We start from the raw sequence: 13,715 nt of genomic DNA on the forward strand, positions 1-13,715 counted from the left end.
AACTCACCCAGGGTGACGGGGCTGGACGACCGCGGCCCCGCCGGTCGACCCGGCCCGCGTCCCGCCGGCCGGCCCGATCGGGCTGGCCGGCCGCGGAGTTGCCGGCGGTCCCGGGACCGGACCTGCCGTCAACTCCGCGGTCGCCGGGTCAGGGGTGGGTGGGGTACGCCGGCCGGAAGCGGCGCAGGCGGAGGCTGTTGGCCACCACGAAGACCGAGGAGAAGGCCATCGCGGCCCCCGCGATCATCGGGTTGAGCAGGCCGGCGGCGGCCAGCGGCAGGGCGGCCACGTTGTAGGCGAAGGCCCAGAACAGGTTGCCCTTGATGATCGCCAGGGTGCGGCGGGACAGCCGGATCGCGTCCACGGCGGCGGTCAGGTCGCCCCGGACGAGCGTCAGGTCGCTGGCCTCGATCGCCACGTCGGTGCCGGTGCCCATGGCCAGGCCCAGGTCGGCCTGGGCGAGGGCGGCGGCGTCGTTGATCCCGTCGCCGACCATCGCCACGGTCCGGCCCTCGGCCTGGAGCCGCCGCACCACGGCCACCTTGTCGGCGGGCAGCACCTCGGCGGTCACCTCGTCGATGCCGACCTCGGCGGCCACCGCCTTCGCCACCGTGGCGTTGTCGCCGGTGAGCAGCACCGGGGTCAGGCCGAGCGTGCGCAGTCCGGCGACCGCCCCCGCGCTGGTCGGCCTGACCACGTCGGCCACCGCGAGCACGCCCCGGGCCCGACCGTCCCAGCCGGCCAGCACCGCCGTCCGGCCGGCGGCCTCCGCGCCGGTCACCGCCCGTTCGACCCCCTCCGGTACGTCGAGCCCGCGCTCCCGCAGCAGCCGCAGCCGGCCGACGGTCACCTCGTGGCCCTCGACGGTCCCGGTGACGCCGAGCCCCTCGACGTTCGCGAATCCGGTCACCGGGGCGAGCGGCCCCGCGTCGGCGGCCCCGGCGGCGACGGCCCGGGCGATCGGGTGCTCGCTGGCGGCCTCCAGCGCCCCGGCCAGCCGCAACAGCTCGGCGGCGTCCCCGCCGGCGGCGGGGAGCACGTCGACCAGGGCCATCCGGCCGGTGGTGACGGTGCCGGTCTTGTCGAGCACTACCGTGTCGACCTGCCGGGTGGACTCCAACACCTCCGGGCCCTTGATCAGGATGCCGAGCTGGGCGCCCCGCCCGGTGCCGACCAGCAGCGCCGTCGGCGTGGCCAGGCCGAGCGCGCACGGGCAGGCGATGATCAGCACCGCCACGGCGGCGGTGAACGCGGCGGTGGGGCCGGCCCCGGAGCCGAGCCACCAGCCCAGCGTGCCGGCGGCCAGCGCGATCACGATCGGGACGAACACCCCGGAGATCCGGTCGGCCAGCCGCTGCACGGCCGCCTTGCCGGTCTGGGCCTGCTCGACCAGCCTCGCCATCTGGGCGAGCTGGGTGTCGCCGCCGACCCGGGTCGCGGCGACCACCAGCCGGCCGCCGGCGTTCACGGTCGCGCCGACCACGGTGTCGCCGGGGCCGACCTCGACGGGGACGGACTCGCCCGTGAGCATGCTGGCGTCGACCGCCGACGTGCCCTCCTCGACCATCCCGTCGGTGGCGATCTTCTCGCCGGGGCGGACCACGAACCGGTCCCCCACCGCGAGCTGGTCCACCGGGAGGCGGGTCTCCACGCCGTCGCGCAGCACGGCGACGTCCCTGGCGCCCAGCTCCAGCAGGGCGCGCAGCGCCGCCCCGGCGGTCCGCTTGGACCGGGCCTCGAAGTACCGGCCGGCGAGGAGGAACGCGGTCACCCCGGCGGCGGCCTCCAGGTAGATGTTGCCGGCGCCGTCGGTGCGGGTGATGTCGAGGCGGAACGGGTGGGTCATCCCGGGCATGCCGGCGTCGCCGAGGAACAGCGCCCACAGCGACCAGCCGAACGCGGCCAGGGTGCCCAGCGAGACCAGGGTGTCCATGGTCGCCGCGCCGTGCCGCAGGTTGATGAGCGCGGCCCGGTGGAACGGCAGGCCGCCGTAGAACACGACCGGGGCGGCCAGGGTCAGCGACAGCCACTGCCAGTAGTCGAACTGCCAGGCCGGAACCATGGCGAGCAGGATCACCGGCACGGCCAGCGCGACCGACACCCACAGCCGGGTACGCAGCCCGCGCAGTTCGTCGACCGGCTCGGCGGCTGCCTGCTCCGCGCCGGCCGGGGCGGGCGGGGGCGGCAGGGCGGCGGTGTAGCCGGTCTTCTCGACGGTGGCGATCAGGTCGTCCGGGGTGACCCCGTCGGCGTACGAGACGGTGGCCTTCTCGGTGGCGTAGTTGACCGTGGCGGTCACGCCGTCCATCCGGTTGAGCTTCTTCTCGATCCGGGCGGCGCAGGACGCGCAGGTCATCCCGCCGATCGCCAGGTCGATCTGGTTCGCTGCGACCTGCAACGGCCGCGGGGGCGAGGTCATCGCCGCCCTCCTGTCAGTCGTGTCCGTGCCCGGGGACCCCGTGCCCGGCACCGGCGGTCGGGGTGCCGGTCGGGGCGGTGGCGCTCGGGCTCTCGGTGGTGGTCGGGGTGGCTGTGGCCGGGCCGCCGGGGACGCCCGCCACGACGGTGAACTCGGCGGTGTGCACCGCGTCGCCGTGCCGGAAGTCGAGGTAGAACCGGTACGCGCCGGCCGAGGGGAACTCGACGGAGAAGGTCACCGCCGGCCCGGCCGGGGTCCGCCCGTCCCCGGGCGCGCCCTCGGGATGCACGTGCAGGTACGCCAGGTCCCCCTGGCGCAGCGCCACCAGGTGCCCGTACGCGCCGAGGTAGGGCTGTAGGTCGGTGACCGGCGTGCCGTCCCGGCTCACGGTCAGGGTCAGCTCGGTGGCGCGGCCCGGCTGCGGCGAGCCGGCCAGGGTGACGGTGTACCCGTCGGCCGTGGCGCTGGTCGCCGGGACGGGCAGCGGGCGGGCGTCGACCGCACCGGGCACGGTGACGTCGGCGCCGAGGGTCAGCGCCGGGCCCCCGGTGGGGGTGAAGTCGGCGAACGCGCGCCAGACGCCCGGGCCGCCGAGCGGGGACGCCACCCGCCAGGTGCCGTCCGGGGCGAGCTCCGGGTGGACGTGCCGGAAGCCGGAGAGGTCCCGCCGCGCGACGATCAGGTGCATCCGCTTGTCGTGCGCGACGTCGTAGCGGGTGACGGGGGCACCGTCGGGACCGGTGATCCGGAAGGCGAACTCGCCGGCCGGCGCGGCCACCGGGGCGAGGGTGTAGCCCCGGTCGGACACGAGCAGCCCGCCGGGCAGGCGCACCGCGTCGTCGGTGGAGGAGTGCGCGCCGCCGGAGGGCGGCGCGGCGCCGCCGTGGGCGGGGTCACCGGCGTCGTGGCGGGTCTCGGCGGCCGGGGTGACGGGGCCGGCCACCCGGCCGGCCCCGTACGCCGCGCCGAACACCGCCGCGAGGCCGAGGGCGAAACCGCTCAGCTTCGTCGCCGTGTTCATCGGGTACCTCGGTTTCTGTGCGGGCGGCGTCACGCGCCGACGAGGTCGTAACCGGCCTCGTCGACGGCGGCGCGCACGGTGTCGGTGTCCAGCGGGCCCTCGCTGGTGACGGTGAGCCGGCCGGAGGCCAGCTCCACCTGGACGTCGCTGACGCCCTCGATCGCGCCGACCTCGGTGCTGACCGAGTTGGCGCAGTGCCCGCAGGTCATCCCCTGCACCTGGTACGTCGTGGTGACCATCGCAATTCTCCTCTCCCGGCCCACGTTACCCCCGGGGGGTACTTGTGGGGCGGACCACAGCCGTCTCCGAAAACCCAATACCCGGAGGGGGTATCGGCGTCACCAAGGACCGTAGCATACCCCCCAGGGGTAGGCTATTCTCGGTGTCATGACCGCACCGACGCCCGCCCCGACCCGGGGATACACCGCCAGCAAGGACCAGTTGCTCGCGCGGCTCCGCCGCGTGGAGGGCCAGGTCCGCGGCATCGAGAAGATGGTCGACGAGGACCGCTACTGCATCGACGTGCTCACCCAGATCTCCGCGATCCAGGCCGCCCTCGACAAGGTCGCCCTCGGCCTGCTCGACGGGCATGCCCGGCACTGCATGCACGAGGGTGCCGTCGGGGGCCGGGCCGACGAGATGGCCACCGAGATGATGGCCGCCGTCGGCCGCCTCATGAAGCGCGGCTGACCGCCACCCCGCACCCGCACCCGCCGCCGTCCGGCGGCCACGTCGCCGCCCCCGTCGCCGGGTTCGGGGGCGTGGCCGCCGGACGCGCCCGGGTCGGGGGCGGGCGGGAGACCCGTCCCCCGACCACGGGGTCCGCCGGTGTCAGAGCCTGGCGAGGATCTTGTTCATCTCGTCGATCTCACCCCGCTGGGCGGTGACGATTTGCTGGGCCATCGCCCTGGCCTCGGCGTTCGTGCCCTTCGCCAGCTCCTCGTTCGCCATGGTGATCGCGCCCTCGTGGTGGGCGATCATCATGGCCAGGAACTGCCGGTCGAACTCGGGCCCGGACGCGCCCGCCAGCCTGGTCAGGTCCGCGTCGGACATCATCCCGGGCATGCCGTGGTCCATCCCCGGCATGCCGGGCCCGTCGGACGGAACGGGGCGGCCCCACGAGGTGAGCCAGCCGGTCATGGTGGCGATCTCCGGCCCCTGGGCGGCCGTGATCCGAGTGGCGAGCCGCTTGACCTCGGCGTCGGCGGCCCGGGCGGCGGCCAGTTCGGCCATCTCCACCGCCTGCCGGTGGTGCGGGATCATCATCTGGGCGAACATCACGTCGGCGTCGCCGAACGCGGTCGACCCGCTCGCCGGGGCACCGCCGGTCGCGGTGGCCGGCGCGCCGTGGCCGGAGGAGGAGTGGTCGGCGGAGCCGCAGGCGGGCAGGGCCAGTGCGGCGGTGAGCGCCGCGCCGGCCAGGACGGCGCGGCGCATGATCGTACGAGTGGTCACGGTCTGGATCCTTCGGTGGATTGCGTACGCGGGCAGGACGGTGACACGGGTCGCCGGCCAGGGCCGGGCACCCGTGCCGGGGCGTCCTACGTGCGCGACACCGAACTCTCGGCCAGCCGCAGACCGACCGGCCGGGGCGGCGGGGCGGGCGGTCCGGCGGGTGCCCCGCCGGACCGACGAGCGGACAGGCCCACCGCCCGCGCCCCGGTGAGCAGGAGCACGGCGACGAGCAGCGCGGCTGCGAGCGCGCCGAGCACCGCCAGGCAGATGCTCCAGCCGGGTGAACCGGCACCGGGATCGTCGGCGGGCAGCAGCCAGGCCGTCGGGCACCCGTCCACCGGGCAGCCACCGGGCGGCACCGGCACCGGACCCACCCCCGTCAGGCCGACGAGGAACGCGGCGCCGCCCGTCACGGCGCCGCCCGACGGGGCCGGGCCCCTGGCATGGCCGACCGACGGGGCCGGGCCCCTGACATGGCCGACCGACGGGGCCGCGCCCCTGACATGGCCGACCGACAGGGCCGCGCCCGTGACGTCGGTCACGGATGGGGCCGCGCCCCTGGCGGCGGCGACGGGGAAGGCCATGCCCATCGCGTCGGTCACCCCGGAGGCGACCGTGGCGGAGGCGGAGGCTGCCGGACGCGCGCCGGGAGGCCCGGACCGGTCGTGGCCACCGTGTCCCCCGGCACCGGGTCCCCCGCCGCCGTGCGCGCCGTGGCCGAGGGTGTGCATCGCGGCCAGCCCGACCAGGGTGCAGAGCAGCAGCACGAGCCGGGCCCACCGCCCGGCAGTCAGCACCCTCGCCGTCCGCACCCCGTCCACGCTAGCCGGCCCGGCCGGGCCGTCCGCGCCGAACCCGCCACGACGGCACCGCCGCCCACCGGTCCCGGGCCCGCCGTACCCCGGCGCAGCGTTCGGGCCAGCCGTCACTCGGGGGCGAGGCGCACGCGGCGCAGCAACTGGGCGTTCAGGGCCACCACGATGGTGGACGCCGACATCAGGATCGCCCCGACCGCCGGACTCAGGGTCACGCCTGCCCAGGCCAGGGCCCCGGCGGCCAGCGGAAGGGCGACCACGTTGTAGCCGGCGGCCCAGACGAGGTTCTGCACCATCTTCCGGTACGACGCCCGGGAGAGCCGGGCCACCGCGGCGACCCCGCGCGGATCGGACGAGGCGAGCACCACACCCGCGGACTCGATCGCCACGTCGGTGCCCGCCCCGATCGCGATGCCCACGTCGGCTCGGGCGAGCGCCGGGGCGTCGTTCACCCCGTCGCCGACCATCGCCACGGTCCGCCCCCGGCGCTGGAGCTCGGCGACCTTCCCGTCCTTGTCGCCGGGGAGCACCTCGGCGAAGACCTCGTCCACGCCGGGCCGGAAGCCGAGTTCCGCGGCGACCGCCTCGGCCACCGTACGGGCATCCCCGGTGATCATCGCGATGGTCCGGACGCCCTGGGCGCGCAGCTCGGCGACCGCCGCCCGCGCCTCGGGGCGTACCTCGTCGGCGAGGGCGAGCGCGCCCAGCACCGTGCCGGGCAGCCGGACCAGGTGCAGCACGGCGGCACCCTGTGCGGCCCACTGCCCGACGGCCCGGTCCAGCTCGGCGGGCGGGTCCGCGCCCAGCTCGCGGAGCAGGGCCGGGCCGCCCACGGCGTACTCCGTACCGTCGATGGTGGCCTGGACGCCGCGGCCCGGCAGCGACCGGAAGCCGGTGGCGTGCGCCGGCCCGCCCCGCCCGGCGGAGGCCGCGACGATCGCCCGCGCCAGTGGGTGCTCGCTGTCCGCCCCGACCCCGGCGGCCAGCCGGAGCACCTCGTCCTCGCCGGCACCGGGGGCCGCCGCCACGCCGGTGACCGCATGCCGGCCCCGGGTCAGGGTGCCGGTCTTGTCGAACAGCACCGCGTCGACGGTGCGCATCCGCTCCAACGCGAGCCGGTCGCGGACCAGGATGCCGCAGCGCGCCGCGACCGCCGTGGAGAGCGCGACGACCAGCGGGATCGCCAGGCCGAGGGCGTGCGGGCAGGCGATGACCAGCACGGTGACGGTACGCACCACCGCCTCGCCGGGGTCGCCCAGGCTCGCCCAGACCAGCACCGTCAGCACGGCCGTGGCGGTGGCGACGTAGAACAGCCAGGCCGCGGAGCGGTCGGCCAGCACCTGGGCCCGGCCGCCCGAGCCCTGCGCCTCGGCGACCATTCGCCGGATACCGGCCAGGGTGGTCTCCTCGCCCAGCGCCGTCACCTCGACCCGGACCGCCGAGTCGGTGGCCACGGTGCCGGCCACCACCTTGTCCCCGGCCGACCGGCCGACCGGGCGGGACTCCCCGGTGATCATCGACTCGTCCAGCTCGGCGGCGCCGTCGACCACCCGCCCGTCGGCCGGTACCCGGCCGCCCGGCCGGACCAGCAGCACGTCACCGACGCGCAGTTCGGCCACCGGGACCTGGTCGGTGCCGCCGCCCGGCCGGATCCGCTCCGCGTCGTCGGGCAGCAACGCGGCCAGCGCCGCGAGGGCACCCCGGGCCTGGCCGATCGCCTTCATCTCCTGCCAGTGCCCGAGCAGCATGATGGTGACCAGCGCGGCCAGCTCCCACCAGAAGTCCAGGTCGAACGCGCCGACGCTGGTGGCCAGCGACGCGACGTACGCGACGGTGATCGCCATCGCGATGAGCAGCATCATCCCGGGGGTCCGGTCGCGCAGCTCGCGGACCGCGCCGACGAGGAACGGCCAGCCGCCCCACCAGAAGACCACCGAGCCGAGTACCGGGCCGACCAGCGCCCGGCCGGGGAACTCCACCGGGTGGCCGAACCAGCCCGTCACCATGTGGCTGGTGGCGACGATCGGCAGGGTCAGCGCCAGGCAGAGCCAGAACCGGCGGCGGAACATCTCCGGGTCGTGCCCGGCATGCCTGTCGTGCCCCGCGTGCTCGTCGCGCCCCACGTGGCCGGCGTGCTCGTCGCGCCCGGCGGGCTCGTGGTGGGCCATGGTCCCAACATGCCTCTTCGCCGGACCACGCGCCCGCCATACCCCCACGATCGACCGCCATACCCTCACGATCGACACCGGATGCCGCGCAACGGGGGTTCGATCGACGGGAAGAGCGCGGTGTGCGGGATACGGAGTCGATCATGACTGTCCCGGGCCCGCCGGGACACCTCCCGGCGGGCCGCCCGGCGCGCGACCTGCGTTCCCAGGTGAGGATGGCTACCATTTCGGGCGATGGTCGTCCGGATTCCGCATCGCCCGCCCCGCGTACCCCGCCGGGTGGTGCCCGACCCGGCGGCCGGGCCGCTGCCGAACCGCCCCGGGCCGCCGGCCCGTGCCCCGCGCTGACACCGTTTGGAGACCGTCGATGGGCGCCGACCACACCCGACCTGCCCCGCCCACCCCGCCCGGGGTGCGGCGGATCCTCGTCGCGACCGTGGTGCCGCTCTTCGTGATCACCGTGATCGCGGCGGTCGTCCTCTGGCCCCGCGACGGCGGCCCGCGGGGCGACGACAGTGCGGCGGTGCCCCGGTACCACGGCACGGTGACCCGGGTGGTGACCGAGGCGTGCCCGCCGCAGCCGGAGACGCCGCAGGACGGGGGCGGGCCGGGCGCGCAGGACGGCCCGTGCGGCACGGCCACCGTCCGGGTGGAGCAGGGGCCGGACGCCGGGCAACAGGTCGAGACGCCGATCCCGACCGGTCCCGGCGCGCCCACCGTCGCCGTCGACGACCGGATCGTCCTGGTCGAGCTGACCGACCCCGCCGACCCGACGGCCAGCGCCTACAACATCGCCGAGCACCAGCGCGGCACCCCGCTGGTCTGGCTCGCGGTGGTGTTCGCGCTGGCGATCGTCGCGTTCGGCCGCTGGCGGGGGCTGGCCGCCCTGGCCGGCCTGGCCGCCAGCTTCGCCATCCTGCTGACGTTCGTGCTGCCCGGGATCGGCGCCGGCGGGTCGCCGCTGCTGATCGCCGTCGTCGGCTCGGCGCTGATCATGTTCGTGGTGCTGTACCTGACCCACGGGGTGAGCGCGCAGACCTCCGTCGCGGTCCTCGGCACCCTGGGCAGCCTGGTGCTCACGGGCGTCCTCGGCACCCTGGCCACCGCCGCCACGCACCTGACCGGGTACGGCAGCGAGGACGCCACCACCCTGTCGATGTTCCGGGGCGACGTGGACCTGCACGGGCTGTTGCTGGCCGGCATCATCATCGGCTCGCTCGGGGTGCTCGACGACGTCACGGTCACCCAGGCGGCCACGGTGACCGAGCTGGCGCAGGCCAACCCGGGGCTGTCCCGGTTGCAGCTCTACCGGGCGGCCACCCGGGTCGGCCGGGCGCACATCGCGTCCACGGTGAACACCATCGTGCTGGCGTACGCGGGCGCGTCGCTGCCGCTGCTGCTCCTGCTCACCGCCGACTCCCGCCCGGTGACCGAGATCCTGACCACCGAGTTCATGGCGCAGGAGATCGTCCGCAGCGCCGTCGCCACGCTGGGCCTGATCGCCGCCGTGCCGCTGACGACCGGGCTGGCCGCGGTGGTCACCGCGGCGGGCCGGGCCGCCGCGGCCGGACCCGGGCGGCCGGCCGGCGACGGGGACGTCCCGGCCTCGCGTACCCCCGGTGTGGACCGGCGTCCTGCGGAGCGGGACCTCGCGCTGGAGGCGCTCAGCGGCGGGCGGCCCGACGACCGGTTCCCCGGCGGCCCGGCCCGGCCCACCGACCCCCCGGCCCAGTGGGCCGGCCGAGAAGGGAGCACGGACAGCACATGGTGACATCTCGCAGCGTGACCGGGAGTGGCGGCACGCCTGAGAACCGCGTCACTGACTACCGACAGCGATTACGAAATGACGCATTTAGTCGGCATCCGGACGTAGATCCCGAGGATGCCTCTCGGGTAACCTCGCTGCCGGTCACCGCCGAAGGCGCGCAGCGGCGCCTGCGGTGCCGCCGCCCAATCGCCGCGAGGCGAGCCGGGGATCCAGGTACCTGGGGTGCATCCGCGCGAGCGGTAGGGGCCGGTTCCGTCCCGAACCCGTCAGCTAACCCGGTCGGCGGTCGATGGAAGGGAACACTGTGACGGCACCCCTGCGCCGCTGGTTGACACCCGTGGTGGCCGCGTTCGCCGCGTTGGCGATCCTCGCCGGGCCGGCCGCCCCGGCGCTGGCCGCGCCCTCCACCCCCAAACCGTCGGGGCACGAGGAGGACGACGAGCCCCAGTTGATCACCGACGTCATCGAGGCGGCCAACCGGGAGTACGCCCAGGCCAAGACGAGGCTCGACAAGTCCACGAAGCGCCAGCTCCAGCTCGCCATGGAGGTGAAGCGGGCCGAGCAGGAACTGGAGGCGCTCGCCCCGCAGGTCGGCGAGATGGCCGCCCAGTCGTACCGGACCGGGCGGATCGGCCCGATGGCGGTGCTGCTGGAGAGCGGCGCACCGGACTCGTTCGTCAAGCGCGCCACCGCCCTCGACCAGCTCAACATGATCAACGCGCGGAAGCTGAGCGAGGTGAACGACGCCAAGGAGCGCGCGGTGCAGGCCAAGCTCGCGCTCGACGCCGAGATCCGCGAGCAGAAGAAACAGACTGCGATCATGGCGAAGAAGAAGTACGACGCCGAGAAGTCCCTCGCGCTGGTCGGCGGCAAGGGCTTCACCGGTGGCCTGGTCAACGCCACGTCCCCGGTCGCGAGGATCGCGCCGGGCCGGAGCTCGGACGGCGACTGGCGTCCCGAGTCGTGCAGCGAGAACGACCCGACCACCTCCGGCTGCATCACGCCGCGCACGCTGCACGCGTACAAGGAGACCAAGAGGGCCGGCTTCAGCCGGTTCGTCGGCTGCTACCGGCCGGGCGGGCCGTGGGAGCACCCCAAGGGCCGCGCCTGCGACTGGTCGTTGCAGAACAGCGGGTTCGCTCCCTGGCACAACAACGACACCCGGATGTACGGCAACAACCTCGCCGCGTTCCTCATCCGCAACGCCGACCGGCTCGGCATCTACTACGTCATCTGGAACCGGCAGATCTGGTTCCCGGCGACCGGCTGGAAGTCCTACAGCGGGCCCTCCAACCACACCGACCACGTGCACATGTCGCTGCTCTGACGACGCCGCCACGCGATCGAGGGCCGTCCCGCATCCCAGCGCGGGGCGGCCCTCGTCGTGTCGCGCCGCTGCGGGCGCCTCAGGCGGCGGCCGGGGCGCTCAGGGCGTTCGGGGCGGCCGGGGCGCTCAGGGCGTTCGGGGCCGCCGGGGCGCTCAGGGCATCCGGGGCGTCCGGGGCGTCCGGGGCGGCGGCGACGGCCGGGACGGAGCCGGCGGGCACCGCGGCCACCGTCCGCACCTCGCCCGCGCTGAGCCGGTACGACATCCCGACCACCGCGCACCGCCCGGCGGCGACCTCGGCGGCCAGCACGGGCGAGTCGGCGAGCATCGCCTCGACGGTCTGCGCGATGTGGATGTCGACGATCCCGTCGATGTCCTCGACCCCGCGCTCGGCGGCCCGGTGCAGGCTGGGCACCACGGCGTCCACCACGGCCCGCAGGTGGCCGACGGGCGGGGTGCCGGTGCTGGCCGCCGCCCGGGCCGCCTGCACGGCGCCGCAGGAGTCGTGCCCGAGCACCACCACCAGCGGGGTGCCCAGCACGGTCAGCGCGTACTCCACGCTACCCAGCACCTCGGGGCCGACGGTGTGCCCGGCGGTGCGGACCACGAAGAGGTCACCCAGCCCCCGGTCGAAGATGATCTCGGCGGCCAGCCGGGAGTCGGAGCAGCCGACGATCACGGCGAACGGGTGCTGGCCGTCGGCGACGGCCGCCCGGTGGCTGGCGTCCTGGTTCGGGTGGCGCGGCACCCCGGTGACGAACCGGCGGTTGCCCGCGTGCAGCTCCGCGAGGGCCCGGTCCGGGGCGAGCGGGCCGGGGTCGCCCGGGCGAGCGGCCGGCGACGGGGCGACCCGCCCCACACCCGTCCCGGCCATCGACTTGCTCGCATGATCCATGCCCCACCACCTCGCCCTTCGGCCACCCGACCAGTCCGTCCACCGTCACACGCAGCTAAAGATACGTCAAGCGTTACGTGATACGCATTTCATACGTCGGGAAGTCCTTGCGCACGGGCGCGGCCCGTAAGTGGCGCACGTGGGCCGCCCCCGCGCCCCCCGACCGCGCCCGCGGGCCGCCCAGGGCCGTGGGTGGGACGCGCCCGCCATAACATGTCGGACATGACGACGACGGCTGGCGCGAGCGGGAGCACCCGGAACTGGACGTTCCTCACCAACCACGCGCACGTGCTGCTCGCCATCGCCCGGAACCCGACCGCCCGGCTGCGCGACGTCGCGGACGAGGTGGGCGTGACGGAACGGGCCGCCCAGGCGATCGTGGCGGACCTGGAGGCCGGCGGCTACCTCCGGCGTACCCGGGTGGGCCGGCGCAACGAGTACACGGTCAACCCGAGCGGGCACTTCCGCCACCCGGCCGAGTCGGACCGCCAGGTCGGCGACCTGCTCGCCCTCTTCACGGGGGAGCGGTCCGAGAGGGCCGCCGACTCCTGAGCCGCCGACGGCCCGTGTCCCCGCCCGGCGCGGCGCGACGGTACTCTCTGCCGATGCGCGGGAGCTACCCGGCCAGGGGGATGGCAGTGATCGGGCGTACCGGGCGGGCGCGGTCCGCGTTCCTGTGTGGACTCGCGGCGGCGCTGCTCGGCACCGCCGTCGCGCCCCCCGCCCCGGCCTCGGCGGCCCCGGCCTGCGGGCCGAGCGGGCTCCCCGCACCCACCGAGACCCCCTGGGCGCTGTCCCGGTTGGACCCCGCCGCGGCGTGGCGGATCACCCGCGGCGAGCGGGTCACCGTGGCGGTCATCGACTCCGGCGTCTCGGCCACCCACCCGCTGCTGCGGGGACAGGTGCGCCCCGGGCGGGACTTCAACAACCTGCCCGCCCACCAGGGCCAGTGCGACGAGGCCGGGCACGGCACGATCGTCGCCGGAATCATCGCCGGCCGGGAGGGCACCGGCTCGCCGTTCACCGGCATCGCCCCGGCCGCCCGCATCCTGCCCGTACGAGTGCTGCCCGACGCCAAGCGCACCAACGACGAGGGCCTGCCGGCGCAGATCGCCCAGGCCATCCGCTGGGCCGTCGACGAGGGCGCCGACGTGATCAACCTGTCGCTGGTCACGCTGCCCCGCCCGGAACTGGCCGCCGCCGTCGAGTACGCCCTGGACAACGAGGTCGTCGTGGTGGCCGCCGCCGGCAACCGGCAGGAGCAGCAGCAGAACCTGCCCGCGTACCCGGCGGCGTACCCGGGGGTCATCGCCGTTGCCGGGGTCGACCAACAGGGCGGCCACGTGGGCAGCTCGGTCAGCGGCGACTACGTGGACATCGCCGCGCCGGGGCTGGACATCCTCGGCCCGGCGCCCCGCGGGCAGGGGTACCTCGCCGAGCCGCAGGGCGGCACCAGCTTCGCCGCCGCGTACGTCTCCGGCGCCGCCGCGCTGGTCCGCGCCGCGTACCCGGGCCTCGCCCCGGAACAGGTCGCCGCCCGGCTCACCCGCACGGCGGACAGCCCGCCGGACGGGCACAACGCCGAGGTCGGGTACGGGGTGGTGAACCCGTACCGGGCGGTGACCAGCCTGCTCGGCACCCGTACCGACCCGCCGCCCGGGGCGCTCGCCGCGCCGGCCCCACCCCGGGACCCGCTGGGCTGGCAACGGTCCGTGGCGGTCTGGGTGGCCGTGGTGGGCGCGTTGCTGGCCGGCGTGCTGCTCGCCGCCAAGCCGATCCTGATCCGGGGCCGGCGGCGCGGCTGGCGCCCGGGACGCCGACCCTCCGCGGCCTCGTCCCGGTGAGCA

Annotated in this window: 12 protein-coding genes and 1 riboswitch; of the genes, 5 read left to right on the plus strand and 7 right to left on the minus strand. The window is 75.7% G+C overall.

Annotated features, from left to right (window positions below):
• Window positions 1–148: 148 nt before the first annotated feature.
• Genes OOK41_RS30765 through OOK41_RS30775 form a run of 3 tightly spaced genes read right to left on the minus strand, consistent with a single transcriptional unit; the run spans window position 149 to window position 3,679 of the window.
• Entirely contained in the window at window positions 149–2,419 is a 2,271-nt protein-coding gene (locus OOK41_RS30765) for a cation-translocating P-type ATPase (RefSeq protein WP_266267605.1), read from the minus strand.
• Window positions 2,420–2,432: 13 nt separating this feature from the next.
• The gene (locus OOK41_RS30770) at window positions 2,433–3,440 is read right to left on the minus strand and encodes a hypothetical protein (protein ID WP_117668656.1); all 1,008 of its coding nucleotides are present in this window, start codon (window positions 3,438–3,440) and stop codon (window positions 2,433–2,435) included.
• A 29-nt stretch (window positions 3,441–3,469) separates the two neighbouring features.
• The gene (locus tag OOK41_RS30775; RefSeq protein ID WP_266267606.1) at window positions 3,470–3,679 is read right to left on the minus strand and encodes a heavy-metal-associated domain-containing protein; all 210 of its coding nucleotides are present in this window, start codon (window positions 3,677–3,679) and stop codon (window positions 3,470–3,472) included.
• 148 nt (window positions 3,680–3,827) lie between these two features.
• On the opposite strand from OOK41_RS30775, the gene OOK41_RS30780 reads away from it, so the two are divergent.
• Window positions 3,828–4,130, plus strand: coding sequence for a metal-sensitive transcriptional regulator (locus OOK41_RS30780; RefSeq protein WP_117668654.1), 303 nt, complete (start codon window positions 3,828–3,830; stop codon window positions 4,128–4,130).
• 141 nt (window positions 4,131–4,271) lie between these two features.
• On the opposite strand, the gene OOK41_RS30785 is transcribed toward OOK41_RS30780, so the two are convergent.
• From OOK41_RS30785 to OOK41_RS30795, 3 genes are all read right to left on the minus strand, one after another.
• On the minus strand, window positions 4,272–4,877 hold the full coding sequence (locus OOK41_RS30785) for a DUF305 domain-containing protein (RefSeq protein ID WP_266268049.1): 606 nt from the start codon (window positions 4,875–4,877) through the stop codon (window positions 4,272–4,274).
• Window positions 4,878–4,981: 104 nt separating this feature from the next.
• Window positions 4,982–5,707 (minus strand): hypothetical protein, encoded by a 726-nt coding sequence (locus OOK41_RS30790; RefSeq protein ID WP_266267607.1) that lies wholly within the window; start codon window positions 5,705–5,707, stop codon window positions 4,982–4,984.
• A gap of 113 nt (window positions 5,708–5,820) precedes the next feature.
• Entirely contained in the window at window positions 5,821–7,878 is a 2,058-nt protein-coding gene (locus OOK41_RS30795; RefSeq protein ID WP_266267608.1) for a heavy metal translocating P-type ATPase, read from the minus strand.
• A 367-nt stretch (window positions 7,879–8,245) separates the two neighbouring features.
• On the opposite strand from OOK41_RS30795, the gene OOK41_RS30800 reads away from it, so the two are divergent.
• Window positions 8,246–9,649, plus strand: coding sequence for a YibE/F family protein (locus tag OOK41_RS30800; protein WP_266267609.1), 1,404 nt, complete (start codon window positions 8,246–8,248; stop codon window positions 9,647–9,649).
• Window positions 9,650–9,815: 166 nt separating this feature from the next.
• Window positions 9,816–9,947, plus strand: a riboswitch (cyclic di-AMP (ydaO/yuaA leader).
• A gap of 3 nt (window positions 9,948–9,950) precedes the next feature.
• Complete coding sequence (locus tag OOK41_RS30805) at window positions 9,951–10,973, plus strand: hypothetical protein (protein ID WP_117668647.1); 1,023 nt, start codon at window positions 9,951–9,953, stop codon at window positions 10,971–10,973.
• 79 nt (window positions 10,974–11,052) lie between these two features.
• Here OOK41_RS30805 and OOK41_RS30810 read toward each other — a convergent pair whose 3' ends face one another.
• Window positions 11,053–11,847, minus strand: a complete 795-nt coding sequence (locus OOK41_RS30810) for a carbonic anhydrase (protein ID WP_266268051.1) — start codon at window positions 11,845–11,847, stop codon at window positions 11,053–11,055.
• A gap of 243 nt (window positions 11,848–12,090) precedes the next feature.
• Between OOK41_RS30810 and OOK41_RS30815 the strand changes: the two genes are divergently transcribed.
• Both OOK41_RS30815 and mycP read left to right on the plus strand, forming a co-directional pair.
• Window positions 12,091–12,420, plus strand: coding sequence for a helix-turn-helix domain-containing protein (locus OOK41_RS30815; RefSeq protein WP_266267610.1), 330 nt, complete (start codon window positions 12,091–12,093; stop codon window positions 12,418–12,420).
• Between the two features lie 53 nt (window positions 12,421–12,473).
• Complete coding sequence (gene mycP, locus OOK41_RS30820) at window positions 12,474–13,712, plus strand: type VII secretion-associated serine protease mycosin (protein ID WP_266267611.1); 1,239 nt, start codon at window positions 12,474–12,476, stop codon at window positions 13,710–13,712.
• Window positions 13,713–13,715 lie beyond the last annotated feature (3 nt).

Source organism: Micromonospora sp. NBC_01655, from assembly GCF_026339755.1.
Classification (GTDB): domain Bacteria; phylum Actinomycetota; class Actinomycetes; order Mycobacteriales; family Micromonosporaceae; genus Micromonospora.